General features: G+C 70.0%; 19 protein-coding genes and 2 tRNA genes. 2 read left to right on the forward strand and 19 right to left on the reverse strand.

Features of this window, described 5'->3' with window-relative positions; genetic code table 11:
* The 14 genes from ACWFQ8_RS20910 to ACWFQ8_RS20975 form a co-directional block, all read right to left on the reverse strand.
* On the reverse strand, positions 1-322 hold a 322-nt coding region (locus ACWFQ8_RS20910), incomplete at its 3' end, for a hypothetical protein (protein ID WP_453787754.1).
* Positions 323-557: 235 nt separating this feature from the next.
* On the reverse strand, positions 558-1,337 hold the full coding sequence (locus ACWFQ8_RS20915; protein WP_453787755.1) for a TIGR03936 family radical SAM-associated protein: 780 nt from the start codon (positions 1,335-1,337) through the stop codon (positions 558-560).
* 399 nt (positions 1,338-1,736) lie between these two features.
* Complete coding sequence (locus ACWFQ8_RS20920; RefSeq protein WP_453787756.1) at positions 1,737-3,662, reverse strand: TIGR03960 family B12-binding radical SAM protein; 1,926 nt, start codon at positions 3,660-3,662, stop codon at positions 1,737-1,739.
* Between the two features lie 73 nt (positions 3,663-3,735).
* A complete protein-coding gene (locus tag ACWFQ8_RS20925) occupies positions 3,736-5,259 on the reverse strand; it encodes a CYTH and CHAD domain-containing protein (protein ID WP_453787757.1) in 1,524 nt (507 codons plus the stop codon).
* A 49-nt stretch (positions 5,260-5,308) separates the two neighbouring features.
* Positions 5,309-6,508 (reverse strand): rod shape-determining protein RodA, encoded by a 1,200-nt coding sequence (rodA, locus tag ACWFQ8_RS20930; RefSeq protein ID WP_453787758.1) that lies wholly within the window; start codon positions 6,506-6,508, stop codon positions 5,309-5,311.
* Between the two features lie 15 nt (positions 6,509-6,523).
* Positions 6,524-8,704, reverse strand: coding sequence for a penicillin-binding protein 2 (gene mrdA, locus ACWFQ8_RS20935; protein ID WP_453787759.1), 2,181 nt, complete (start codon positions 8,702-8,704; stop codon positions 6,524-6,526).
* Positions 8,705-8,717: 13 nt separating this feature from the next.
* Entirely contained in the window at positions 8,718-9,422 is a 705-nt protein-coding gene (gene mreD / locus ACWFQ8_RS20940; protein ID WP_453787760.1) for a rod shape-determining protein MreD, read from the reverse strand.
* A gap of 12 nt (positions 9,423-9,434) precedes the next feature.
* Positions 9,435-10,376, reverse strand: a complete 942-nt coding sequence (gene mreC / locus ACWFQ8_RS20945) for a rod shape-determining protein MreC (protein WP_453787761.1) — start codon at positions 10,374-10,376, stop codon at positions 9,435-9,437.
* Positions 10,377-10,553: 177 nt separating this feature from the next.
* A complete protein-coding gene (locus tag ACWFQ8_RS20950) occupies positions 10,554-11,573 on the reverse strand; it encodes a rod shape-determining protein (protein ID WP_069923827.1) in 1,020 nt (339 codons plus the stop codon).
* A gap of 295 nt (positions 11,574-11,868) precedes the next feature.
* The gene (gene ndk / locus ACWFQ8_RS20955; RefSeq protein WP_453787762.1) at positions 11,869-12,279 is read right to left on the reverse strand and encodes a nucleoside-diphosphate kinase; all 411 of its coding nucleotides are present in this window, start codon (positions 12,277-12,279) and stop codon (positions 11,869-11,871) included.
* Positions 12,280-12,343: 64 nt separating this feature from the next.
* Positions 12,344-12,703, reverse strand: coding sequence for a DUF4233 domain-containing protein (locus tag ACWFQ8_RS20960; RefSeq protein ID WP_453787763.1), 360 nt, complete (start codon positions 12,701-12,703; stop codon positions 12,344-12,346).
* 3 nt (positions 12,704-12,706) lie between these two features.
* Positions 12,707-14,263 carry a bifunctional tetrahydrofolate synthase/dihydrofolate synthase gene (gene folC, locus ACWFQ8_RS20965; RefSeq protein WP_453787764.1) on the reverse strand — a complete coding sequence of 519 codons (1,557 nt, stop codon included), beginning with the start codon at positions 14,261-14,263 and terminating at the stop codon, positions 12,707-12,709.
* A gap of 96 nt (positions 14,264-14,359) precedes the next feature.
* On the reverse strand, positions 14,360-15,508 hold the full coding sequence (locus ACWFQ8_RS20970) for a histidine kinase (protein WP_453787765.1): 1,149 nt from the start codon (positions 15,506-15,508) through the stop codon (positions 14,360-14,362).
* A gap of 223 nt (positions 15,509-15,731) precedes the next feature.
* Complete coding sequence (locus ACWFQ8_RS20975) at positions 15,732-18,353, reverse strand: valine--tRNA ligase (protein ID WP_453787766.1); 2,622 nt, start codon at positions 18,351-18,353, stop codon at positions 15,732-15,734.
* A 112-nt stretch (positions 18,354-18,465) separates the two neighbouring features.
* Here ACWFQ8_RS20975 and ACWFQ8_RS20980 point away from each other — a divergent pair, with 112 nt between their 5' ends.
* A complete protein-coding gene (locus ACWFQ8_RS20980; protein WP_453787767.1) occupies positions 18,466-19,395 on the forward strand; it encodes a hypothetical protein in 930 nt (309 codons plus the stop codon).
* A gap of 97 nt (positions 19,396-19,492) precedes the next feature.
* Here the strand turns inward: ACWFQ8_RS20980 and clpX are convergent, their stop codons facing one another.
* The 5 genes from clpX to ACWFQ8_RS21005 form a co-directional block, all read right to left on the reverse strand.
* Positions 19,493-20,779 (reverse strand): ATP-dependent Clp protease ATP-binding subunit ClpX, encoded by a 1,287-nt coding sequence (gene clpX / locus ACWFQ8_RS20985; RefSeq protein WP_384538810.1) that lies wholly within the window; start codon positions 20,777-20,779, stop codon positions 19,493-19,495.
* A gap of 153 nt (positions 20,780-20,932) precedes the next feature.
* Entirely contained in the window at positions 20,933-21,604 is a 672-nt protein-coding gene (locus ACWFQ8_RS20990; RefSeq protein ID WP_453787768.1) for an ATP-dependent Clp protease proteolytic subunit, read from the reverse strand.
* Between the two features lie 52 nt (positions 21,605-21,656).
* Positions 21,657-22,274 (reverse strand): ATP-dependent Clp protease proteolytic subunit, encoded by a 618-nt coding sequence (locus tag ACWFQ8_RS20995; RefSeq protein WP_453787769.1) that lies wholly within the window; start codon positions 22,272-22,274, stop codon positions 21,657-21,659.
* Positions 22,275-22,549: 275 nt separating this feature from the next.
* Entirely contained in the window at positions 22,550-23,953 is a 1,404-nt protein-coding gene (gene tig, locus ACWFQ8_RS21000) for a trigger factor (RefSeq protein ID WP_453787770.1), read from the reverse strand.
* Positions 23,954-24,140: 187 nt separating this feature from the next.
* Positions 24,141-24,217, reverse strand: a tRNA-Pro gene (locus tag ACWFQ8_RS21005).
* 180 nt (positions 24,218-24,397) lie between these two features.
* Between ACWFQ8_RS21005 and ACWFQ8_RS21010 the strand changes: the two genes are divergently transcribed.
* A tRNA-Gly gene (locus ACWFQ8_RS21010) sits at positions 24,398-24,468 on the forward strand.
* The last annotated feature ends 137 nt before the right edge of the window (positions 24,469-24,605 follow it).

Consider the following 24,605-nt stretch of genomic DNA (forward strand, 5'->3'; position numbering starts at 1 on the left):
GAAAGGAGCCGGGGGCGAAGTCGGCGGCGGTGGCCGGCGCCGGGGCGGCGGGTGCCTCCACGGCCTCGGCCTCGGCGGCGGGAGCGGCCACGGCGCGGGTCGCGCGGCGGCGGGTACGGGCCGGGGCGGCGGCCGGAGCGGCCTCCTCGGCGGGTGCGGCCGGAGCGGCCTCGGTCACCGGCGTCGCCTCCGCGGCGGTGGCGCCGGGCGGGCCGGCGGGCCGGGATGCGGCGCGGCGTCGCCTGCGCGGAGGCAGGTTGTCGCTGGGGCTGCCGCTGTCGGCGTTACCGGGGGTGGTGGTGTCGTTCTCGTTGCTGAGCATTGCGGGCGGTTCTCCCGTCACGCTCCCGGGCGCCGCGGCTGACGTCCGGTCCGGCACGGCTCCGCGTAATGAGCGCGGAGCCGGCCTCCGGGGCGCGTTCGCCACACGGGAGCTCTGGTCCATGGCCGCCGGTTCCGTACGTGTTGTCCGTACGGCCTGGCGGAAGTCTTCAGGTCAGTGCGCTGCCCGACCCAGGTGGCTCCCGAGTACCAGGGCTGCGCGACGACGACGATCCCTACGCGGCGGGACCTTCCGGCGCCTTCGCGTCGGCGGCTACGGCGGCCGTGGGTGGGGCGGCCGTGTCAGCCTCGCGGTCGGGCGCGAGCGGGTCGGTCACCGTGCCGGACTCCTCGTCGAAGAGCCCCTGCGCCAGCCTGGTCACCGCAGAGGGGACCGGCGGCGCCAGGTCGGCCACAGCTCGGAGACCGGACAGGACGTCGTCGGGTCGCACGGCAGGTGTCAAATGCCGAACAACCAGCCGCAGTATCGCACAAGCGTGGTCCAGCGGCCTATCGGACCCGGCGGGAAGTGCTTCGAGACTGACCACCGCGCCGCGGGTGTCGAAGGTGCGGAGGCCGTTCTTGGTGCGCCGCTGCACCTCCACCGTCTCGGCGGCGAGGAAGGCCGTCACGGCCCGCTCGGCGTCGGCGAGCTCCACGCCGTCCAGGCGCAGCTCCCACACGGAGGCGGTCAGCCGGTCGGCGAGGCCCGAGGTGCGGGCCTCGACGGCGTCGATGATGTCGAGGCCGGTCGGCATCGACTCGTCGAGGAGCTCACGGAGCTGCCCGGGGTCGCGGGGCGCGGCGAGGGCGATCTCCAGGTACTCGGCCTCGCTGCCGGTCCCGGTCGGAGCGGCGTTCGCGTACGAGACGCGCGGGTGCGGGGTGAAGCCGGCGGAGTAGGCCATCGGCACCTCGGCGCGGCGCAGGGCCCGTTCGAATGCTCGCTGGAAGTCCCGGTGACTGGTGAACCGGAGGCGGCCGCGCTTGGTGTAGCGCAGTCTGATGCGCTGCACCACCGGTGCGGGAGGCGGGCCTTCGGGCTGTCGCTTGCCCAGTGGTTCTTCTCCTTGTGCGGGGCTCCGCGGCTCGCGCGTCGCCCTGGGTCTGTGGAGCCGTCGGGCCGCGCCCCGCCTCCGGCTCACCCCTGGCGTGCGCGCAGGGAGATCTCGGGGGCGGGCGTGTCGCCCACGACTGTCGTACTACCCAGAGTACGCGCCCGTGACCTCCCCGGTTCCCGGGAAGGTGCTCGCGGCCGGCGCCGGCCGCCTGTGGGAGAACGGCCCCGGAAGGGTGATCCGGCGCGCGGCGGACGTGTCGCTCAGGAAGATCTCCGACCGAATGCCCCTGCCCCCCACCGATCGCGGTGGGGGGCAGGGGCATGTCCGGCGCGCGGGCTCAGCCCGCGGCGGGGGTCACTTCACGACCGACAGCGGGAGCAGCTTCTGCCCCGTCGGGCCGATCTGGATGTGGGTGTCCATCTGCGGGCAGACGCCGCAGTCGAAGCACGGGGTCCAGCGGCAGTCCTCGACCTCGGTCTCGTCGAGGGCGTCCTGCCAGTCCTCCCACAGCCAGTCCTTGTCGAGGCCGGAGTCGAGGTGGTCCCAGGGCAGGACTTCCTCGTACGTGCGCTCGCGCGTGGTGTACCAGGCCACGTCCACGCCGTAGGCGGGCAGCGTCTTGTCCGCGGCCTGCATCCAGCGGTCGTAGCTGAAGTGCTCGCGCCAGCCGTCGAAGCGGCCGCCCGACTCGTACACGGCGCGGATGACGTCGCCCACCCGGCGGTCACCGCGCGAGAGCAGGCCCTCGACGATGCCGGGCTTGCCGTCGTGGTAGCGGAAGCCGATGGAGCGGCCGTACTTCTTGTCGCCGCGGATCTTGTCGCGGAGCTTGCCCAGGCGGGCGTCCGTCTCCTCGGCCGACAGCTGCGGGGCCCACTGGAACGGGGTGTGCGGCTTCGGCACGAAGCCGCCGATCGACACCGTGCAGCGGATGTCGTTCTGTCCGGAGACCTCGCGGCCCTTGGCGATGACGTTGACCGCCATGTCGCCGATCTGGAGCACGTCCTCGTCGGTCTCGGTCGGCAGGCCGCACATGAAGTACAGCTTCACCTGGCGCCAGCCGTTGCCGTACGCGGTGGAGACGGTGCGGATCAGGTCCTCTTCCGACACCATCTTGTTGATGACCTTGCGCATGCGCTCGGAGCCGCCCTCGGGGGCGAAGGTCAGACCGGAGCGACGGCCGTTGCGGGTCAGCTCGTTGGCCAGGTCCACGTTGAAGGCGTCCACCCGGGTCGACGGCAGGGAGAGCCCCACCTTGTCGTCCGTGTAGCGGTCCGCGAGGCCCTTGGCGATCTCGGCGATCTCCGAGTGGTCGGCCGAGGACAGGGAGAGCAGACCGACCTCTTCGAAGCCGGTCGCCTTCAGCCCCTTCTCGACCATCTCGCCGATGCCGGTGATGCTTCGCTCCCGCACGGGGCGCGTGATCATGCCGGCCTGGCAGAAGCGGCAGCCGCGGGTGCAGCCGCGGAAGATCTCGACGGACATCCGCTCGTGGACCGTCTCGGCGAGCGGGACCAGCGGCTGCTTGGGGTAGGGCCACTCGTCGAGGTCCATGACGGTGTGCTTGGACACCCGCCACGGGACGCCGGAGCGGTTCGGCACGACCCGGCCGATGCGGCCGTCCGGCAGGTACTCGACGTCGTAGAAGCCCGGGACGTAGATGTTGCCGGTCTTGGCGAGCCGCAGGAGGACTTCCTCGCGCCCGCCAGGGCGCCCCTCGGACTTCCACGTCCGGATGATCTCGGTCATGTCCAGGACGGCCTGCTCGCCGTCCCCGATGACCGCCGCGTCGATGAACTCGGCGATCGGCTCGGGGTTGAAGGCCGCGTGGCCGCCGGCGAGGACGATCGGGTGGTCCACCGTACGGTTCCTGGCCTCCAGCGGGATGCCCGCGAGGTCCAGGGCCGTGAGCATGTTCGTGTAGCCGAGCTCCGTGGAGAAGGACAGGCCGAACACGTCGAAGGCCGAGACCGGGCGGTGGCTGTCCACCGTGAACTGCGGGACCTTGTGCTCGCGCATGAGCTCTTCGAGGTCCGGCCACACCGAGTACGTGCGCTCGGCGAGGACGCCCTCGCGCTCGTTGAGCACCTCGTAGAGGATCATGACGCCCTGGTTGGGCAGTCCCACCTCGTACGCGTCCGGGTACATGAGCGCCCAGCGGACGTCGCACTCCTCCCAGGGCTTCACCGTGGAGTTGAGCTCCCCACCGACGTACTGGATGGGCTTCTGCACGTGCGGGAGCAGAGCTTCGAGCTGTGGGAAGACCGACTCGGACATCACGCGACTTTCGTGAAGCGGGCAGGGGGCGACTCTCAAGCGTACCCCGAGGCTCGGCGGCCCCCCGCCCGCGTGATCACTCCAGGGCCTGCCGCAGGGCCGGGCCCGAAACCTTCTTCCACAGGTGCGGGAGCTCGCGCTCGCAGCGCTCGGCCAGCGCCTCCTCGCGGGCGTAGAGCACCCCCCAGGTGAAGGCCGACTCCCCCGCTCCCGACGCCTGGACGGCGAGACCGTGCAGGGCTTCGCGGGCCACCACGCCGTCCTGGTGGTCGCCGAGCAGGGTCTGTACCGACTTCACGCCCTTCGCCATCCGCTTCGCGGGCTTGCCCAGCGCCGGCACCGCCGCCTCGGCCGCGTACCGGGCGCGCTTGGCGGCCTTGCGGGCGTCGTGCAGGGCCAGGTCGCGCTCGTGGCCCGGCTCCAGGGCCAGCGCGGCACCGACCCGGCCCGCGAGGCGCTCGTAGTCGGCCAGCACCGCCTTCGGCAGCACCCGTTCCGCGGCTGCGCCGGCGGCCTTGCGCAGCGGCGGGCGCTCCAGCACGGCGTCGACGGCGTCCAGCAGGGCGACGTACCGGTCGCTGTCGAGGGCGGCCAGCGCCCGGCGGCGCGAGCCGGAGCGGCGGGTGGTGTTCCAGGTCCGCAGCCGGCCGCGGACGGGACCCTGCAGCAGGGGGCGCGGCAGTTCGTCGAGGTGGGTCCGGATCCGCTCCAGCAGCACCTCCTGGTCTCGGTCGACACCGAGCTCGGCGGCCAGCCAGCGCAACTCCTCGGCGATCGGGTCGGTGACCGCGCGGTCCAGCACCTTGCGGTACGTCTTGAAGGCGCTGCGCAGCCGGCGGGTGGCCACGCGCATCTGGTGGACGGAGTCCGCCAGCTCCCGCCGCACGGCCGGGTCCTGGGCGATCAGGGCGTCGCGCTGCTCCCGCAGGTACGCGAGGACGTACGCGCCCGCCGTGCCGTCGGCGCCGGTACCGGGCCGGGGCCGGTCCACGGGGGCGGTGCCGGTTTCGGCCAGGGCCCGGGCGAGTTTCGAGGGGCTGGCGGAGACCCGGAGCCCGGCCTTGCGGAAGGCCTTCTCGACGGCGTCGAGCAGCCGGGGGTCGACCCCGTCGGCGAGCTCGACCTCCACCTCGGTCCAGGCGGCGGTGGCATCCTCCCGTTCGGCGAGGACCTCGTCGGTGCTCAGCTCCGCGAGCAGGGCGCCCTCGGCGTCGAGCAGGTGGCTGACATGGCGCGAGGAGACCAGCCTGACCTGCGGCAGGAGTCCGGCGTCCCGGACCCGGGAGCGGACGAGCGCGGCCAGGTAGCCCGGCAGCGCGTCGCTGAGCGGGGCCCCGATCTCGTCGCGGACGCCCGGGGAGACCGGCAGTTTGAGGTGCCAGCCCGCGTCCGCGCCGCCGGTTCTGCGCCGCAGCGTGAGGCCGTCGGCGGCGAGCCGCTGGTCGGGGGTGTCGTAGTAGACGGCATCGAGCTCGACGGTGCCCCGGTCGGTGACGGCCGCGACGGCGGCCGTACCCGTCAGGTCCGGCACCCCGCGCCGGGCCGACGCGGCATCGGTGAACTCGAATTTCCGCTCGATCTCTCGCTTCGTGTCCGCCATGAATCGAACTTAGACCTGAACGGGACCCGACGGCAGGGTGAAGCCGACATCAGGCTGACAACGGCCGCTGCACCTTGATCGACTGCAGCAGGCCGACGGCCACCCAGACCGCGAACATCGACGAACCTCCGTACGAGACGAAGGGCAGCGGCAGTCCCGCCACGGGCATGATGCCGAGGGTCATCCCGATGTTCTCGAAGGACTGGAAGCCGAACCAGGCGATGATCCCGGCGCACACGATCGTGCCGTACAGCTCCGTGGTCTCGCGGGCGATCATGCAGGCCCGCCACAGCACGATGCCGAGCAGCACCAGGATCAGCCCGGCCCCGACGAAGCCCAGCTCCTCCCCCGCCACCGTGAAGACGAAGTCGGTCTGCTGCTCGGGCACGAACTGGCCGGTGGTCTGGGAGCCCTTGAAGAGGCCGGATCCCAGGAGTCCGCCGGAGCCGATCGCGATGCGCGCCTGGTTGGTGTTGTAGCCGACGCCGGCCGGGTCGAGTTCGGGGTTGGCGAAGGCCGCGAAGCGGTTGATCTGGTACTCGTCGAGGACGCCGAGCTGCCAGATCAGGACGGCTCCGCCGGCGCCGGAGCCGATCAGGCCGAGCACCCAGCGGTTGGAGGCGCCGGAGCCCAGCAGGACGCCCAGCACGATGACGACCATGACCATGACGGAGCCGAGGTCGGGCATCAGCATGACGATGCCCATCGGGGCCGCGGCCAGGCACAGCGCCTTGACGACCGTGCGGTGGTCGGGGTGGGCGAGGTCGCCCGCGTCCACCCGGGCCGCGAGCAGCACGGCCATGCCCAGGATGATCGTGATCTTCACGAACTCGGAGGGCTGGAGGGAGAAGCCGCCGCCGATCACGATCCACGCGTGGGCACCGTTGATGGTGGCGCCGAGCGGGGTGAGCACGGCGATGATCAGCACGAGCGAGAGCCCGTAGAGGACCGGCACCGCGCCGCGCAGGGTGCGGTGGCCGAGCCAGATGGTGCCGATCATCAGCACGAGGCCGATGCCCGTGTTCAGGGCGTGCCGGAAGAGGAAGTAGTACGGGTCACCCTGGTTCAGGGCGGTCCGGTTGCGGGTCGCCGACCACACAAGCAGCGCGCCGATGAGGGACAGGGCGAGCGCGGACAGGAGTATCGGCCAGTCGAGCCGGCGCACCATGGAGTCGCGGGCGGTGAGCTTGGCCATCGCCCCGCGCTCGGGCGCGTACCGGGAGACGGAGAACTTGTTGGCGGTCTGCATGTCGGTTTTCGGTCCTCAGTCGTGCCATGCGGGGGGCGCGGCGGGCGGCCCGGCGAGCGCGGGCGGCGCCGGCTCCTCCGGGGACGGCGGCACGTACGGCCTGATCTCGGGCGAGTCGATGGACCCGTCGGGGTGGATCCTGGGCAGCTTCGCCTCCGGCCTCGGCAGCAGGGCCCTCTTCGGGTCCTGCTTGCCCGCCATGTCGAGACCGTAGAGGGCGTTGTAGATGTTGCGGACGGCGGGTCCGGAGGCTCCGGAGCCGGTGCCGCCCTGGGAGATCGTCATGACGATGGTGAAGTCGTCGGTGTAGGTCGCCAGCCACGAGGTGGTCTGCTTGCCGTACACCTGGGCGGTGCCGGTCTTGGCCCGCATCGGGATCTTGTCGAGCGGCCAGCCGCCGAACCGCCAGGCCGCGGTCCCGCCGGGCTCGACGACGGAGCGCAGGCCCCGGTCGAGGTCGGCGACGGTCTTCGCGTCGACGGGCAGCCTGCCATGGGCCCGGGGCTTGATCATCTCGATGCGCTTGCCGTCGGGGCTGATCACGGCCTTGCCGACCGTGGGGTCGAAGAGGGTGCCCCCGTTGCTGATGGCGGAGTAGGCCGTGGCCATCTGGATGGGGGTGACGAGGACGTCGCCCTGGCCGATGGCGAAGTTGATGCTGTCGAACGCCTTCAGCTGGTTGCCCTCCAGGCAGCTCTCGTAGGCGATCTGCTCGACGTAGGTGCCGCCCTTCTTGCCCTGCTTGCACCAGGAGTTCTTGTTGGCCGCCCAGAAGCTCTTCTTCCACCCGCGGTCGGGGATGCGGCCGGTGACCTCGTTCGGCAGGTCGATCCCGGTCTCCGAGCCGAGTCCGAACTCGCGGGCGGTCCGGTAGAACCAGTCGTGGGCGTCCTTCTTGGGCTCCAGGCCGCCGTCGCGCTGCCACTCCTTGTGCCCGAGGGCGTAGAAGACGGTGTTGCAGGAGAACTTGAGGGCGTCGCCGAGGGTGATGGGGCCGTGCCCCTTCGACTCGAAGTTGGCGAAGCTGCGGCCGCCGAGGCTGTAGGAACTGCTGCAGTTGTACTTGCTGTCGAAGGCGTATCCGGCCCGCACGGCCGCGCTCGCCGACACCACCTTGAAGATGGAGCCCGCGGGGGCCTGGCCCTGGATGGCCCGGTTGAGCAGCGGGTAGTTGGAGCTCTTGCTGGTGAGTTTGGCGTAGTCGCTTCCGGAGATGCCGCCGACCCAGGCGTTGGGGTCGTAGTCGGGCTGCGACGCCATCGCCACGATCCGGCCGGTCTTGGCCTCCATGACGACGACGGCTCCCGAGTCGGCCTCGTACTTGCGGCCGGTGATCTTGTCGGTCTCGTGGCGGACGGTCTTCATCGCCTGCTGGAGCTCGTACTCGGCGACGGACTGGACCCGGGCGTCGATGCTGGTGACGAGCGTGGACCCGGGCACGCCCGGGTCGGACTTGGTCTGGCCCATGACGCGGCCGAGGTTGTCGACCTCGTAGGAGGTGACCTCCGCCTTGCCGCGCAACTGCTTGTCGTAGGTGCGTTCGATGCCGGAGCGGCCCACCTGGTCCGACCGCAGGTGCGGCGAATCGGTGTCCTTGGCCTTCTGGATCTCGTCGTCGGTGACCGGCGAGAGGTAGCCGAGCACCTGCGAGGTACGGGCGCCGCCGGGGGCCGGGTAGCGGCGGACGGCGGTGGGCTCCGCGGTGATGCCGGGGAAGTCCTCCGGGCGCTCGCGCAGTTGCAGCGCCTGCTGCGTGGTGGCTTCGAGGGTGACCGGGATCGGCTGGTAGGGGGAGCCGTTCCAGCAGGGCTTGGGGGTCTCGGAGTCGCACAGCCGGACCTTGTCCATGACCTCCTTCGGACGCATGTCCAGGACGTCGGCGAGGCGGGTCATGACGGCCTTGCCCCGGTCCTTCATCTTCATCAGCTCGGTGCGGCTGGCGGAGACGACCAGGCGGGTCTCGTTGTCGGCGAGCGGGACGCCGCGGGCGTCGAGGATCGAGCCGCGCACGGCCGGCTGGACGACCCGCTGGACGTGATTGCTCTTCGCCTCGTGGTAGTACTCCGCGCCGTTGCGGATCTGGAGGTACCACAGGCGTCCGCCGAGGGTGATGAACATCGAGAGGACGAGCACCTGGATCATGATCAGGCGGATCTGCACCCGGGAGGTGCGGCCGGTCTCGGGGATGTTGCTCACGTCCGCTGCCTCCTCACAGTTTCTTGACGCTCTTCACGCTCTTCACCGCCTTGACACCCTTTATCCGGACGGCCCGGTTGGCGCGGTTGCGCGAGGCCTTCAGCCGCAGGCCGCCGCGCTGGCTGCCGATCCGCAGACCGGTGCCGCCGGCCAGCCAGCCGGAGGAGACGTCGGAGGCCTGCGCCGGGCCGCCGCCGGCCTCGACGGCCATCGGATCGTTCTCGGCGCGGCGGGCCAGCGCCATGATGAACGGCACGGTGAACGGCGCGAGCAGCAGGTCGTAGAGGGTCGCGGTGAACAGCAGCCCGGTCAGGCCGACGTGGCGGGCGGCGGTGTCGCCGACGAGGGCGCCGACGCCCGCGTAGAGCAGGGTGGAGCCGATCGCGGCGGCGACGACGGTGAGCATCGGGCCCCAGGCGGAACGGAACCGCCCGTTGTCGGGGCGCACCAGCCCGGCCACGTAGCCGATGGCGCAGAGCACGAGCGCGTACCGCCCGGCGGCGTGGTCGGCGGGCGGGGCCAGGTCGGCGAGGAGCCCGGCGGAGAATCCGATGAGGGCGCCGCTGACGTGCCCGTACACCAGCGCCAGGGCGACGACGGTGAGCAGGAGCAGGTCGGGCACCGCGCCCGGGAGTTGGAGCCGGCCCAGGACGGTGACCTGGACGACGAGGGCGACCACGACGAGCGTGGCCGAGAGCAGGATCCGGTTGAAGCGCATGGTCGTCTGCTCCTACTCGTCGGCCGGCTTGCCGGGAACACTGGCGGACGGGGTGACGGTGACGGTGACCGTCGGGATGGGCTTGGGGGCCTCGGGCTTGGGCGGCAGGACGGTGTCGCGCGGGTCCTCGCGCGGCGGCATCACCACGACGCCGACGATGTCCAGCCGGGAGAATCCGACGAACGGACGCACCCAGACGGTACGGGTCAGGTCACCGCGCGAGGGGTCGACCTTGACCACCTCGCCGATCGGCACGCCGGGCACGAAGGGCTTGTTGCCGCGCGAGCCGAAGGTGACGAGCCGGTCGCCGGGGTTGATCTTGGCCTTGCCGTTGAGCATCTGCACGGACAGCGCGCGGTCGCCCTGCCCGGTGGCGAAGCCGAGCTCGCCGGTCTTCTCCAGGCGGGTGCCGACGGTGAAGTCGGGGTCGTTGGCGAGGACGACGGTGGCGGTGTCGGGGCCGACGGTGCTGACCCGGCCGACGAGTCCGTCGCCGTTGAGCACCGTCATGTCCCGCTCGATGCCGTCCTTGCTGCCGGCGTCGATGGTGACGGTCCAGGAGAAGCCCTGGGCCGCTCCTATCGCGATGACCTCGGCGCCCTTGATGCCGTACTGGCCGGCGCCGGCCCGCTTGAGCATCTCGTCGAGCTCGTGGATGCGGCTGCGGTTCTGGTCCTCGCTGCCCAGCTTGGCCTTGAGCGCCGCGTTCTCGCGCTCCAGCGCGGCGATGCGGTTGTGGCGCTCGCCGGAGTCCCGTACGGCCCCTATGGCGTTGGCGACCGGATCGACCGCGGTCGCCACACCCTCCTCGACCGGTCCGAAGACCGCGGCGGCGGCCTGTCGGGCACCGTCGACCGGAGACTCCTCACCCGCTCTGATGTCCACCGTGATCAATGCGAACGCGATGGCGATCAGCAGCACCAGGAGCAGCCGGCTCTCTCGTGTGTCCCTCACGTGCGGCGGCCGTGCCTTCCTCGTAGTTAACCGTGCGGCGGAGCCGCTCCGACAGGACGTACAACCGTTGTCGCGCCGGACTGTTGCCTGTATATCAACGATCCGCCGCACGGGCCCGGTAGCACCCGTACGGCGGATCCTTGTGTTCCGCTCGGCCCCCTGGCAGGGAGGCCCGTGTCACCGGCGGGGCTGGGCGTCCAGTACCTGCTGGAGTGCCTCGAACTCCTCGACGCACTTGCCGGAGCCGAGCGCGACGGAGTCGAGCGGATCCTCGGCGATGTGGATGGGCATGCCCGTCTCGCGGCGCAGCCGCTCGTCGAGGCCGCGCAGCAGGGCGCCGCCACCGGTGAGCACGATGCCCCGGTCCATGATGTCGCCGGAGAGTTCCGGCGGGCACTTGTCGAGGGTGGTCTTGACGGCGTCGACGATGGCGTTGACGGGCTCCTCGATGGCCTTGCGGACCTCGGCGGCAGAGATGACCACGGTCTTGGGCAGCCCGGAGACCAGGTCGCGGCCGCGGATCTCGGTGTGCTCGTCCTTGTCGAGGTCGTACGCCGACCCGATGGTGATCTTGATCTGCTCGGCGGTGCGCTCGCCGAGGAGGAGCGAGTACTCCTTCTTGATGTGCTGGATGATCGCGTTGTCGAGCTCGTCGCCGGCCACCCGGATGGACTGTGCCGTGACGATTCCGCCGAGGGAGATGACGGCGACCTCGGTGGTGCCGCCGCCGATGTCCACGACCATGTTGCCGGTGGCCTCGTGGACGGGCAGGCCCGCACCGATGGCGGCGGCCATCGGCTCCTCGATGATGTGCACCTGTCGGGCGCCGGCCTGCGTGGACGCCTCGATGACGGCGCGGCGCTCCACTCCGGTGATGCCGGAGGGTACGCAGACCACGACGCGCGGCCGGGCCAGGTAGCGGCGCTTGTGGATCTTGAGGATGAAGTACCGGAGCATACGCTCGGTGATCTCGAAGTCGGCGATCACGCCGTCCTTGAGGGGTCGTACGGCGACGATGTTGCCGGGCGTGCGCCCGATCATCTTCTTCGCCTCGGAGCCGACCGCCAGGATGCCACCGGTGTTCGTGTTGATGGCGACCACGGACGGCTCGTTCAGGACGATTCCCCGGCCCCTCACGTACACCAGCGTGTTGGCGGTCCCGAGGTCGATCGCCATGTCACGGCCGATGAACGACATGTTGTTCCCCTTGTTCCCCATGAGGAGCGTCTGGCCTTCCAGTTGATAGCGGCTGCTGTCAGGTCGGCGAGGTGGGTGGTGGGTGGAGGCCCCATCGTAGTGCCGCGAGTACGGACACCGCGCGACGGGACTCCGGCAATCCCGCCGGAACGGATACCCGCCCCCTTACTGGTGACGTCGTGTCCTGCCCAGGCGTTCCCCGCCGGGCTCGGAAATACCGAGGGGCGACCGAAATTACTTCGGTCGCCCCAGGTCATGAGCGCTATTTGGCTGATGTCACGTCAGGAAGGAACGCTCAGAGAGCCGGGAAGAACAGCTTGAGCTCACGTTCGGCGGACTCCTCCGAGTCCGAGGCGTGGATCAGGTTCTCCCGGGTGATGCTGCCGAAGTCGCCCCGGATGGAGCCGGGCGCCGCGGCGATCGGGTCAGTGGGTCCGGCCAGCTGGCGGACACCCTCGATCACCCGTTCGCCCTCGACGACCAGGACCACGACGGGACCGCTGGCCATGAAGCCCATGAGGGGCTCGTAGAAGGGCTTGCCCTTGTGCTCGCCGTAGTGCGCCTCAAGGGTGTCCTGGTCCAGGGTGCGCAGCTCCAGCGCGGGAATGGTCCAGCCGGCCTTCCGCTCGATGCGGCCGATGATCTCGCCGACCAGGCCGCGCCGGACGGCGTCGGGCTTGAGCAGGACGAGGGTGCGCTGGGTCATGTTGCGGCTCCTTGCGGCATACGGGTGCGGTAGGACGAATCTACAGGGCCGTCGGAGGGACCCGTCACGCCGTGTCAGGCGCCCCGGGCGCCTCCTGCGCGGCCGCCCAGCGCGCCTTGATCGCGTCGATCCTGCGGCCGTAGTGCACCGAGCACCACCACAGGCCGGCGAACACCGCGCCGAGGAAGAACATCGTCGGGACGACGAAGCCGCTCGCGATGAGCCCGATCTGCAGTGCCCAGCCCAGCTGGACGGCGCCGGGACGCGCCAGCATCCCGCACAGCAGGACGCAGAGCAGCATCGTGATCCCGCAGACGGTCCAGACCGCCGTCTGGGTCAGGTCCGGGTCCTTCATGGCCACCAGGCCCGCGAAGCCGATCACGAAGAACTCGCCGATCAGCGTGCTCGCACACAGCGTGCGCATCCCTCAGCCCCTCTTCAGCAGCAGGCGGGCCTCGCCCACCGTGATCACGGAACCGGTCACGAGCACACCGGCCCCTCCGTACTCGGCCTCTTCCTCCGCCAGGGTGATCGCCGCCTCCAGGGCGTCGTCCAGCCTCGGCTCCACCTGCACCCGGTCCGCGCCGAACACCTCGACGGCCACGGCCGCCAGCTCGTCCGCGCCCATCGACCGGTGGCTGGAGTTCTCCGTGACCACCACGTCCGCGAAGATCGGCTCGAAGGCCTCCAGCACCCCGCGGACGTCCTTGCCCTCGCTCGCGGCCACGACCCCGATCAACCGGCTGAAACCGAACGACTCGGTGACCGCGTCCGCGGTGGCCGCCGCGCCCGCCGGGTTGTGCGCCGCGTCCAGGACCACCGTGGGGCTGCGCCGCACGACCTCCATGCGGCCGGGCGAAGCCACCGAGGCGAAGGCCTTCCGCACGGTGTCCACGTCCAGCACCCGGGCGTGCTCCTGGCCGACGCCGAAGAACGCCTCGACGGCGGCCAGGGCCACCGCCGCGTTGTGCGCCATGTGCGCGCCGTACAGGGGCAGGAAGACGTCCTCGTACTCCCCGCCGACGCCGCGCAGCGTCAGCTGCTGTCCGCCGACCGCGACCTCGCGCGCGACGACGCCGAACTCCATGCCCTCGCGGGCCACCGTCGCGTCGACCTCGACGGCCTTCTTCAGCAGCACCTGCGCCGCGTCCACCGGCTGCTGCGCCAGGATCACGGTGGCGCCCTGCTTGATGATGCCGCCCTTCTCCTGGGCGATCTCGCCGGGGGTGGAGCCGAGCCGGTCCGTGTGGTCCAGGCTGATCGGCGTGACCACGGCGACCACGCCGTCGATCACGTTCGTCGCGTCCCAGCTGCCGCCCATGCCGACCTCGACCACGGCGGCGTCGACGGGAGCGTCCGCGAATGCCGCGTACGCCATCCCGGTGAGCACCTCGAAGAACGACAGCCGGTACTCCTGGGCGGCGTCGACCATCTCCACGTACGGCTTGATGTCGTGGTACGTCTCCACGAACCGCTCGGGGGTGATCGGCGCCCCGTCGAGGCTGATCCGCTCGGTGATCGACTGCACGTGCGGGCTGGTGTAGCGGCCGGTGCGCAGCTCGAAGGCGTTCAGCAGGGCCTCGATCATGCGGGCCGTGCTGGTCTTGCCGTTGGTTCCGGTCACGTGGATGGAGGGGTACGCGCGCTGCGGCTCGCCCAGTAGGTCCATCAGGGCCGCGATGCGCGACACGGACGGCTCCAGTTTGGTCTCGCCCCAGCGGGTGCCCAGCTCCTGCTCCACCTCCAGCAGCGCCTTCGCCACCTCCGGGTCGGCGGGGGCCCCGGGCACCGGGTCGCCCTGGGGCGGGCCGGCCTGGGCCCGCAGGGTGCGGCTGCCGGCCTCGATCACCGCCAGGTCGGGGTCGCGGTCGGACTCTTCCGCCACGATCTGGTCGAACTCGTCGAACGCGCCGGAACGGTCGCCGGCGATCTCGGCACCGTCGAAGTCGTCGCGGTCGTGGCTTTCGGGCTGCTGGTCACTCACGCAGACCAGTCTACGGACGCGGACCGTCGGGACTTCCGGCCGGGCGTTTCGGAACCTCCGCCCGTACGGGTGGCCCGCCCGTACGCCGGTCCGGTCTCAGCCGCGCGGGAAGGTCGCCAGCACCACGTACCTCTCCTCGGTACGGGTGGCCGTCAGGGTCCCGCCCAGGCTGCGGACGCGCTCGGACATGCTCGCCGTGCCCGAGCCCGCCGAGACGGGGGCGCGGCCCTGGGCCCCGGCGGGCAGGCCGTTGCTCACGGCGATCCGCAGCTGCGGGCCGTCAGCGGTGATCGACACCTCGACCGTCTCTCCGCGGGCGTGCTTGGCCGCGTTCGTCAGGCACTCCTGCACCACCCGGTAGACCGCCGCCTGGCGCAGCGGGGACAGCCCCCGCACATCCGGGTCCATGGCGAGCCGTACGGGTGAACCGGCCCGGCCGCTCTCCTCCGCGAGCGCCCGCAGCCCGTCCACGCCCGGGGTCGCGGGCCGCTCCCCGCGCTGCACGATGATGTCGTTGAGCACGAGATGGGCCCGGCGCGCGGTGTCGGCGAGCTCCTCGAAGTCCTTCGCGTACGCCGTCTCGCGCGCCCGCGTCGACAGCACCTCGGAACGCACCGTCAGCAGGGTCAGCTCCCGCCCGACGAAGTCGTGGACGTCACGTGCCACGGAGTTCCGCTCCTGCTCGACGGCACGGAGCACGGCGGACTCGGCCCGCCGGGCCGTGAGCTCCCCCACCAGGTCGCGCCGGTAGGCGGCGATGCCGACCGCCGAGGCGAGGACCCCGACGGGCACGACCACGCTGAGGAAGGAGCTGAGGGTCTCCCCCGTGGGATCGGGCCGGCCCGGCACCCAGAACATCACCAGCGCGAAGGCGACGTAGCCGAGGGTGGCGAGGACTCCGGCCCGGCGGCCCCGGTGGCGGCCGACCGAGTAGAGCGCGAACTGGACCAGGGTCAGCTCGTGCAGCCAACCGATGAGGAGCAGCGCGGCCAGGTACGAGATCCACGGCATCCGGCGCCGCATCAGCAGGGTGGCGCAGCCGGCGGCGAGGACGACGGCGGCCAGCGGGCCGTTCAGCGAGTTGTCGGCGGCGGCGAGACCGGGCAGGTCCAGTGCCATCAGGGCGAGGCAACTGAGCGCCGTGAGCACGTCAAGCGCTCGGGGGGAGCCCGCCCAGTCGTCGGCCAGCCGGCGGCCGTTGGCCATGACCCGGCGGAGCGCCGGCACGGCGGGCTTGACGTGCATGCCCTCCATCATCCGTGGTCGGCGTCCTCGATCGGTTCGACCGCGTACCGCGCGACGGGTGAGATGAGGCACTCCACGAAGGACGCGCCACCACCCGGACCGGTACGAGCACGGCGAAGGCCCCCACACCGTCGGTCGATGCGGGGGCCTTCGCCCCGTGCGTTCCCCGCCGGGGGCCCGTCTCGGGTCGGCGGGCGCCGTCCTGCGCCCGGCCCGGCCGGAGCTAGGCCGCCGGCAGGCCGTCCAGCTGGGCCCGGAGCCGTGCGATGTCCGCCTCGGCCTTGGCCAGACGGCCCTTGATCTTGTCCACGACGTTGTCCGGGGCCTTGGCGATGAACGCCTCGTTCCCCAGCTTGGCCTCGGCCTGCTGCTTCTCCTTCTCCGCGGCGCCCAGGTCCTTGGTCAGGCGCTTGCGCTCGGCGGCCACGTCGATGGTGCCCGACAGGTCGAGCGCGACGGTGGCGCCGGCGACCGGCAGGGTCGCGGTGGCGCTGAAGGCGTCGCCCTCGGGCTGGAGGCGCAGCACCTGGCGGATGGCTGCCTCGTGGGCGGCCAGCACGGTACCGGCCAGCTCCAGGCGGGCCGGGACCTTCTGCTTGTCGTCGAGGCCCTGCTCCTTGCGGAAGCGCCGGACCTCCTTGGTGAGCGTCTGGATGCTCTCGATCTCGGCCTCGGCGGCGTCGTCGCGGAAGCCGCTGTCCTCGGGCCACTCGGCGACCACGAGGGACTCGCCGCCGGTCAGCGTGGTCCACAGGGTCTCGGTGACGAACGGGACCACCGGGTGCAGCAGGCGCAGCATGACGTCGATGACCTCGCCGAGGACCCGGGCGGAGACCTTGGCCTGCTCGCCGCCGGCGAAGAAGGTCGTCTTCGACAGCTCGACGTACCAGTCGAAGACCTCGTCCCACGCGAAGTGGTAGAGCGACTCGCTGAGCTTGGAGAACTGGAAGTCCTCGTAGTACGCGTCGACCTGCGCGACGGTCTTGTTCAGACGCGAGAGGATCCAGCGGTCGGTCGCCGACATCTGCTCGACGGGGGGCAGGTCGCCCTCGATCGTCGCGCCGTTCATCAGCGCGAAGCGAGTGGCGTTCCAGATCTTGTTGGCGAACTTGCTGGACGCCTGGACCCAGTCCTCGCCGATCGGGACGTCGGTGCCGGGGTTGGCGCCCTTGGCCAGGGTGAAGCGGACGGCGTCGGAGCCGTACTTGTCCATCCAGTCCAGCGGGTCGACGACGTTGCCGAAGGACTTCGACATCTTCTTGCCGCGCTCGTCGCGCACCAGGCCGGTCAGCGCGATCGTCTTGAAGGGGGCCTCGCCGTCCATGGCGTACAGGCCGAACATCATCATCCGGGCGACCCAGAAGAAGATGATGTCGTGGCCGGTGACCAGGACGTCGGTGGAGTAGAACTTCTCCAGGTCCGGCGTCTTCTCCGGCCAGCCCAGCGTCGAGAAGGGCCACAGACCGGAGGAGAACCAGGTGTCCAGGACGTCGGTGTCCTGCGTCCAGCCCTCGCCGGCGGGCGGCTGCTCGTCGGGACCGACGCACACGACCTCGCCGGCGGGGCCGTACCAGACCGGGATCCGGTGGCCCCACCACAGCTGGCGCGAGATGCACCAGTCGTTGAGGTTGTCGACCCAGTCGAAGTAGCGCTTGGACATCTCCTCGGGGTGGATCGAGACCCGCCCGTCCCGGACCGCGTCGCCGGCGGCCTTGGCCAGCGTCTCGACCTTGACCCACCACTGGAGGGACAGCCGCGGCTCGACGGTGGTGCTGCAGCGCGAGCAGTGCCCGACGGAGTGCAGGTACGGGCGCTTCTCCGCGACGATGCGGCCCTGCTCGCGCAGGGCTCCGACGACCGCGGAACGCGCCTCGTAGCGGTCCAGGCCGAGGAAGGGGCCGTGGACGGTGATGACACCGTGCTCGTCCATGATCGTCATGTTGGGGAGGCCGTGGCGCTGCCCGATGGCGAAGTCGTTCGGGTCGTGCGCGGGCGTCACCTTGACGGCGCCGGTGCCGAACTCCGGGTCGACGTGCGTGTCCGCGACGACGGGGATGGTCCGGTCGGTCAGCGGCAGCTTGATCTGCTTGCCGACGAGGTGGGCGTACCGCTCGTCGTCCGGGTGGACGGCGACGGCCGTGTCACCGAGCATCGTCTCGGCCCGGGTCGTCGCGACGACCAGGGTGTCCTCGCCCTCGCCGTACGTGATGGAGACGAGCTCGCCCGCGTCCTCCTGGTACTCCACCTCGATGTCCGAGATGGCGGTCAGGCAGCGCGGACACCAGTTGATGATGCGCTCGGCGCGGTAGATGAGACCGTCGTCGAAGAGCTTCTTGAAGATCGTCTGGACTGCCCTGGACAGCCCCTCGTCCATCGTGAACCGCTCGCGCGACCAGTCGACGCCGTCGCCGAGGCGGCGCATCTGGCCGAGGATCTTGCCGCCGTACTCTTCCTTCCACTGCCAGACCCGCTCGACGAACTCTTCGCGGCCCAGGTCGTGGCGGGACTTGCCCTCCTCGGCGAGCTGCTGCTCGACCTTGTTCTGGGTGGCGATGCCGGCGTGGTCCATGCCGGGCAGCCAGAGCGACTCGTAACCCTGCATCCGCTTGCGACGGGTCAGGGCGTCCATGAGCGTGTGCTGGAAGGCGTGCCCCAGGTGCAGGGAGCCGGTGACGTTCGGGGGCGGGATGACGATGGTGTACGCGGGCTTCTCGCTCTTGGGATCCGCCGTGAAGTAACCGCGCTCCACCCAGCGCTCGTAGAGCTTCCCCTCTACCTCGGCCGGCGCGTACTGGGTCGGCAGTTCGGAGTTGGGGCCACTGGGTGTCTGCGTGTTCTCGGTCACGAGCCACAGTTTAGAGCGGTAACAGTCCAGTCATGAAACCGGTTCTCCCGGGGCCCGGCGCCCTCCGGGCCGCGCGCTTCCGCCAGGATGTGTGGGACGTATAAACAACCTCATGGGGGGACGCGGGATGAGCTACAACCAGCCGGGGCCGTACGGGCAGCAGCCGCAGCAGCCGGGGCCGTACGGACAGCAGCCGCAGCAGCCCGGTCCGTACGGGCAGCAGCCCCCGCCGCCGGGGCCCTACGGCCAGCCCGCCGCGCAGCCCGGATACGGGTACCCGCAGCAGCCGGGGGTGCCGCCGCAGGGATACCCCCAGCAGCAGCCCCCGGCCTACGGCTACCCGCAGCAGCAGCCGCCGAAGAAGTCGAAGACCGGCCTCGTCGTCCTGTGCTCCGTCCTCGCGGTCGCGGTGATCGCGGGGGGTGGCTGGTACTTCATCGGCAGCGGCAGCAGCAGCGCCATCTCCGCCGACACGAAGGGCTACAAGCTGGTCGCCCCCGAGGCGGTGGACGACTTCAAGAAGGACCCGAAGCACAAGGACCCGCAGTTCAGCGAGAAGGACAAGAAGGAAGCCGAGGGGGTGGGCGTCAAGAACCCCACCCAGGTGGGCATGACGTACCAGTCCGGCGACCCGAAGAACCCGCTGGCCGGCAAGCTCCTCAACTTCTCGGGCGTCTACGGGGAGCTCGCGGACCCGGAGAAGTCCGTGGACGCCTACTTCGCACTGGCCAAGCTGGAAGCCACCAAGGGCGACAGCAAGACCACGGTCGACCTCATCGGAAGCCCCAAGACGATGAAGCCGGCAGGTTTCAAGGGCGCCGTGATGAAGTGCCAGGAAGCCAAGTTCACTTCGAAGGACCCGTCGACCAAGGGCCCCAAGGAGTTCACGCTCCCGATCTGCATCTGGGGTGACTACAGCACCCTGGGCACGGTCACCGCGATGGAGATGGCCTCCATGATCGCCGGCAAGTCTGGCTACACCCTGGAGCAGACCGCGGACTTCACCGCGAAGCTCTACAACACCTCCCGCGTCAAGAAGTAGAAGGCGCGGCGGGAAGCAGCGGGACGAGCGGAAGGGGCGCCCCCCGACGGGGGCGCCCCTTCCGCTCGTCTACCGCTCGGCGGTCACGCGTCGGCGGTCACGCGGACTTCTCGTGCGGTCCCTGGTCCTTGGGGACGATCCGCGGCACCAGCGTCGGGTTGACGTTGGAGCGGACCACGTCCGCCGTGATGACCACGCGGGCCACGTCCTTGCGGGACGGCACCTCGTACATCACCGACATCAGGACCTCTTCCATGATGGCGCGCAGACCGCGGGCGCCCGTCTGGCGAAGGATGGCCTGGTCCGCGATGGCCTCCAGGGCCCCGCGCTCGAAGTCCAGCTCGACACCGTCGAGTTCGAACAGCCGCTGGTACTGCTTCACGAGCGCGTTGCGCGGCTCGATCAGGATCTGGAGCAGCGCCTCGCGGTCCAGGTTGTGCACCGAGGTGAGCACGGGCAGACGGCCGATGAACTCGGGGATCATCCCGAACTTCACCAGGTCCTCCGGCATGACCTCCTGGAACTGGTCGCTGGCCTCGATCTCGCGCTTGGAGCGGATCGTCGCCCCGAAACCGATGCCCTTGGCACCCGCGCGCGACTCGATGATCTTCTCCAGGCCGGCGAAGGCGCCGCCCACGATGAAGAGCACGTTCGTCGTGTCGATCTGGATGAACTCCTGGTGCGGGTGCTTGCGGCCGCCCTGCGGCGGAACGGAGGCGGTCGTGCCCTCCAGGATCTTCAAGAGCGCCTGCTGCACGCCCTCGCCGCTCACGTCGCGCGTGATCGACGGGTTCTCGCTCTTGCGGGCCACCTTGTCGATCTCGTCGATGTAGATGATCCCGGTCTCGGCCTTCTTGACGTCGTAGTCCGCCGCCTGGATCAGCTTCAACAGGATGTTCTCGACGTCCTCGCCGACGTAGCCGGCCTCCGTCAGCGCGGTCGCGTCGGCGATGGCGAACGGGACGTTCAGCATGCGCGCGAGCGTCTGCGCGAGGAGGGTCTTGCCCGAACCCGTGGGGCCCAGCAGCAGGATGTTGGACTTCGCGAGCTCGATCGCGTCTTCCCGGCCCTGCGCGCCGCCGTTCTCACCGGCCTGGACGCGCTTGTAGTGGTTGTACACCGCGACGGAGAGCGCCTTCTTCGCCGGCTCCTGGCCGACGACGTAGCTCTCCAGGAACTCGTAGATCTCACGAGGCTTGGGGAGTTCCTCCCACCGGACCTCGGAGGTCTCGGCGAGCTCCTCCTCGATGATCTCGTTGCAGAGGTCGATGCACTCGTCGCAGATGTACACACCGGGTCCTGCGATGAGCTTCTTCACCTGCTTCTGGCTCTTTCCGCAGAACGAGCACTTGAGCAAGTCGCCGCCGTCACCGATGCGTGCCACGAGGTGCTTCCCCTTCGCCTGGGAGACGCCTGGTTCAGCGCTCCTGGTGCCTCATATCCGACGGTACCTTGCCGGGGGCCCCGTGCGGGGCCCCCTTGACGTGGTTCACATCGCCGAATGCGGCATCGTGTCCACGCCAACGTGCGGCAAGGATCAGGCCGAGCTCTTGCGGGTCGAGATGATCTGGTCGATCAGGCCGTACGCCAGCGCGTCCTCGGCCGTGAGGATCTTGTCGCGCTCGATGTCCTCGCGGATCTTCTCCAGCGGGGTGGTCGAGTGCTTGGCCAGCATGGACTCCAGCTGGTCGCGCATGCGCAGGATCTCGTTGGCCGCGATCTCCAGGTCGGAGAGCTGCTCGCGGCCGGTGCCGCCGGACGGCTGGTGGATCAGCACGCGGGCGTTCGGCAGGGCCATGCGCTTGCCGGGGGTGCCGGCGGCGAGCAGGACGGCGGCGGCGGAGGCCGCCTGGCCCATGCAGACCGTCTGGATGTCCGGCTTCACGAACTGCATCGTGTCGTAGATCGCCGTCAGCGCGGTGAAGGAGCCACCGGGGCTGTTGATGTAGATGGAGATGTCGCGGTCCGGGTCCATCGACTCCAGGCACAGGAGCTGCGCCATGACGTCGTTGGCGGAGGCGTCGTCGATCTGCACGCCGAGGAAGATCACGCGCTCCTCGAAGAGCTTCGCGTACGGGTCGTACTCGCGCACGCCCTGCGAGGTGCGCTCGACGAAGCGCGGGATCACGTACCGGTTGTCCACCTGAGCGCCCGTGTAGAGGCCGCTCGCGGGAGAGAGGTTGTTCATGTACATCTGGGTGTTCACCATCCTGTGGCGTTCTGCGGGCTGTCGGCTGCTGATACTGCGGTGGGTACCGGGATCAGGCCCCGGTGCCGCCGCCGCCCGGAACGTTGGACGCGGCCGAGATGATCTCGTCGATCAGGCCGTACTCCTTGGCCTCCTCGGAGGTGAACCAACGGTCGCGGTCGCCGTCGCGGATGATCGCTTCGACAGTCTGGCCCGAGTGGAACGCGGTGATCTCGGCCATCCGCTGCTTGGTGCGCAGCAGGTACTGGGCCTGGATCTTGATGTCCGAGGCGGTGCCGCCGATACCCGCGGAGCCCTGGTGCATCAGGATGTCGGTGTTCGGCAGGGCGAAGCGCTTGCCCTTGGCGCCACCGGTGAGCAGGAACTGGCCCATCGAGGCCGCCATGCCCATACCGATGGTGACGACGTCGTTCGGGATGTACTGCATGGTGTCGTAGACCGCCATGCCCGCCGTCACGGAGCCGCCGGGGCTGTTGATGTACAGGTAGATGTCCTTCTCCGGCTCGGCGGCCAGGAGGAGGAGCTGTGCGGTGATCTTGTTCGCGATGTCGTCGTCGACCTGCTGCCCGAGGAAGATGATCCGCTCGCCGAGCAGCCGGTTGTAGACATGGTCGCCGAGGCCGCCACCGATGGCCGGCTCACCCGCGGCGTAAGGCTTCAGATTCGTCACGTATCCACCTGATCGTCTCCGACGGCCATGTGCCGTCTCAGCGTCTCGTTCTGGGGCGCGGCCCGGGCGGTGCGGACAAGTCCGCTTGCATCCGGGTACTCCCGTGCCCTCGTATTCATGGACCCTAACGCGCAGGTCGGACAACACCATCCCGCTTCCCGAACTGTTCGCTGGGAGCGCAAGGTAGCGGGGCCCTGACGGACCGCGCGGAAGGGCCCGGACGCGACGGCGTCCGGGCCCTTCGTGGCACTGCTCAGCGGGCTTCGCCCGGAGTGTTACTTGGCCTCTTCGGCCTGCTCGTCGGCGTCGCCCTCGGCGGCGGCCTCGACGACCTCGGCGGCGTCGGCGGCCGCCTCGGTCTCGTCCTCGTCGTCGGAGAGGTCGACGACCTCACCGTTGGTGTCGACGACCTTGGCGGCCTCGACGACGACCGCGAGGGCCTTGCCGCGGGCGACCTCGCCGACCAGCATCGGGACCTGGCCGCCCTCGACGACGGCCTGGGCGAACTGGTCGGGGGACATGCCGGAGGAGGCGGCGCGGCGCATGAGGTGCTCGGTGAGCTCCTCCTGGTTGACGCCCAGCTTCTCCTTGTTGACCAGCGCGTCGAGGACGAACTGGGTCTTGATGCCCTTGATCGCCTGCTCGGCGGTCTCGGCGTCGAACTCCTCGACCGTCTTGCCCTGGATCTCCAGGTACTTCTCGATGGTGAGGCCCATCTGGCCGAGCTGGTGGTGCTCCAGGTTGTGCTTGCGGGTCTGGACCTCGTCCGCGAGGAGCTTCTCGGGGATCGGGACCTCGACGAGCTCCAGCAGCTTCTCCAGGACGCGCTCCTGGGCCTGCGTGGCCTGGTCGTACTGCTTCATGTTCTCAAGGCGCGTGCGGCTGTCCGCCTTGAGGTCCTCCAGGGAGTCGAACTCGCTCGCCATCTGCGCGAACTCGTCGTCCAGTTCCGGCAGCTCACGGGCGGCGACCTTGGTGACCTTGACGGTGACCTCGGCGTCCTTGCCCTCGGCGGAGCCGCCCTTCAGCTGGGAGGTGAAGGTGGCCTCGCCGCCGGCCTCCAGGCCCTTGACGGCCTCGTCGATGCCGTCGAGGAGCTCACCCGAACCGATGGTGTAGGACACGTCGGAAGCGACGCCGTCCTCCAGCACCTCGCCGCCGACCTTGGCCTCCAGGTCGATGGTGACGACGTCGCCTTCCTCGGCCGCGCGCTCGACGTCCTTGGTGGAAGCGAAGCGGCCGCGCAGCTGCTCGACCGACTTCTCGACGTCCTCGTCCGACACCTCGATGGCGTCGACCTCGACCTCGATGCCGGAGTAGTCCGGGATCTCGATCTCGGGACGGATGTCGACCTCGGCGGTGAAGGCCAGCAGCTCGCCGTCCTTCAGCTCCGTGACGTCGACCTCGGGCTGGCCCAGCGGGTTCAGGTCCGCCTCGTTGACGGCCTCGGTGTAGAACTTCGGGAGGGCGTCGTTGACGGCCTCCTCCAGCACCGCACCGCGGCCGAAGCGCTGGTCGATGACGCGGGCCGGGATCTTGCCCTTGCGGAAGCCCTTCACCGTGACCTGCTGGTTGATCTTCTTGTACGCCGCGTCGAGGCTGTCCTTGAGCTCCTCGAAGGGCACCTCAACAGTGAGCCGAACCCGAGTCGGGTTCAGGGTCTCCACGGCGCTCTTCACGGTTCGGTCTCCTTGTGGCTGACTGCTGGGGATTCTGCCGTCACGCTGTGATTCAGCGGTTCAGCGGACTTCGGCCCGGTACATCAGACACACGGGCACGCAGCTTGCATAGTAACCGCAAGCGGCAATCAGCCCACAACGCGATCTTGTGGTGGCCCTCGCCCGAACGCGTACGAGGCACTGCTGGTGGTCGGGGTGGCCGGATTCGAACCGACGACCTTCCGCTCCCAAAGCGGACGCGCTACCAAGCTGCGCCACACCCCGTCGGTGCGACACGTAGGGTACATGCTCGGAGACCCTCTGATGCGCTCAGTTTCCCCACGGCTTCCGGCCGACCCCGGCGCGCGGCGCGCGCGTCATCGGCGAATACGGTGTGCGATCCCCGGGAACGACCCGCTAGGATGCTGTCCGTGCCCCGGTCCCCGGACCTGCGGCGCGCACGCTGCGGGTGTAGCTCAATGGTAGAGCACTAGTCTTCCAAACTAGCTACGCGGGTTCGATTCCCGTCACCCGCTCAGAAGCACAAAGGGCCAGGTCAGAGGATGTTTCCTCAACCTGGCCCTTCGTCGTTCCCGGGGCCGCGGTCAGCTCTCTGTGCCCCCGGCGCGCCTCTTCCGCCGTGGATCTTCCTTCGTGCCCTGCGCCTCCTTCT

This window comes from Streptomyces sp. NPDC055254 (genome assembly GCF_053606025.1).

Bases quoted from the DNA above. Each gene is read 5' to 3' on its own strand.
- ACWFQ8_RS20950 (WP_069923827.1), bottom strand. From the start codon at position 11,573: ATGTCGTTCATCGGCCGTGACATGGCGATCGACCTCGGGACCGCCAAC.
- mreD (WP_453787760.1), bottom strand. From the start codon at position 9,422: ATGCGCTTCAACCGGATCCTGCTCTCGGCCACGCTCGTCGTGGTCGCC.
- rodA (WP_453787758.1), bottom strand. From the start codon at position 6,508: ATGCAGACCGCCAACAAGTTCTCCGTCTCCCGGTACGCGCCCGAGCGC.
- ACWFQ8_RS20960 (WP_453787763.1), bottom strand. From the start codon at position 12,703: ATGCGCACGCTGTGTGCGAGCACGCTGATCGGCGAGTTCTTCGTGATC.
- ACWFQ8_RS20980 (WP_453787767.1), top strand. From the start codon at position 18,466: ATGGGGGGACGCGGGATGAGCTACAACCAGCCGGGGCCGTACGGGCAG.
- ndk (WP_453787762.1), bottom strand. From the start codon at position 12,279: ATGACCCAGCGCACCCTCGTCCTGCTCAAGCCCGACGCCGTCCGGCGC.
- ACWFQ8_RS20970 (WP_453787765.1), bottom strand. From the start codon at position 15,508: ATGCACGTCAAGCCCGCCGTGCCGGCGCTCCGCCGGGTCATGGCCAAC.
- ACWFQ8_RS20925 (WP_453787757.1), bottom strand. From the start codon at position 5,259: ATGGCGGACACGAAGCGAGAGATCGAGCGGAAATTCGAGTTCACCGAT.
- ACWFQ8_RS20990 (WP_453787768.1), bottom strand. From the start codon at position 21,604: ATGGTGAACACCCAGATGTACATGAACAACCTCTCTCCCGCGAGCGGC.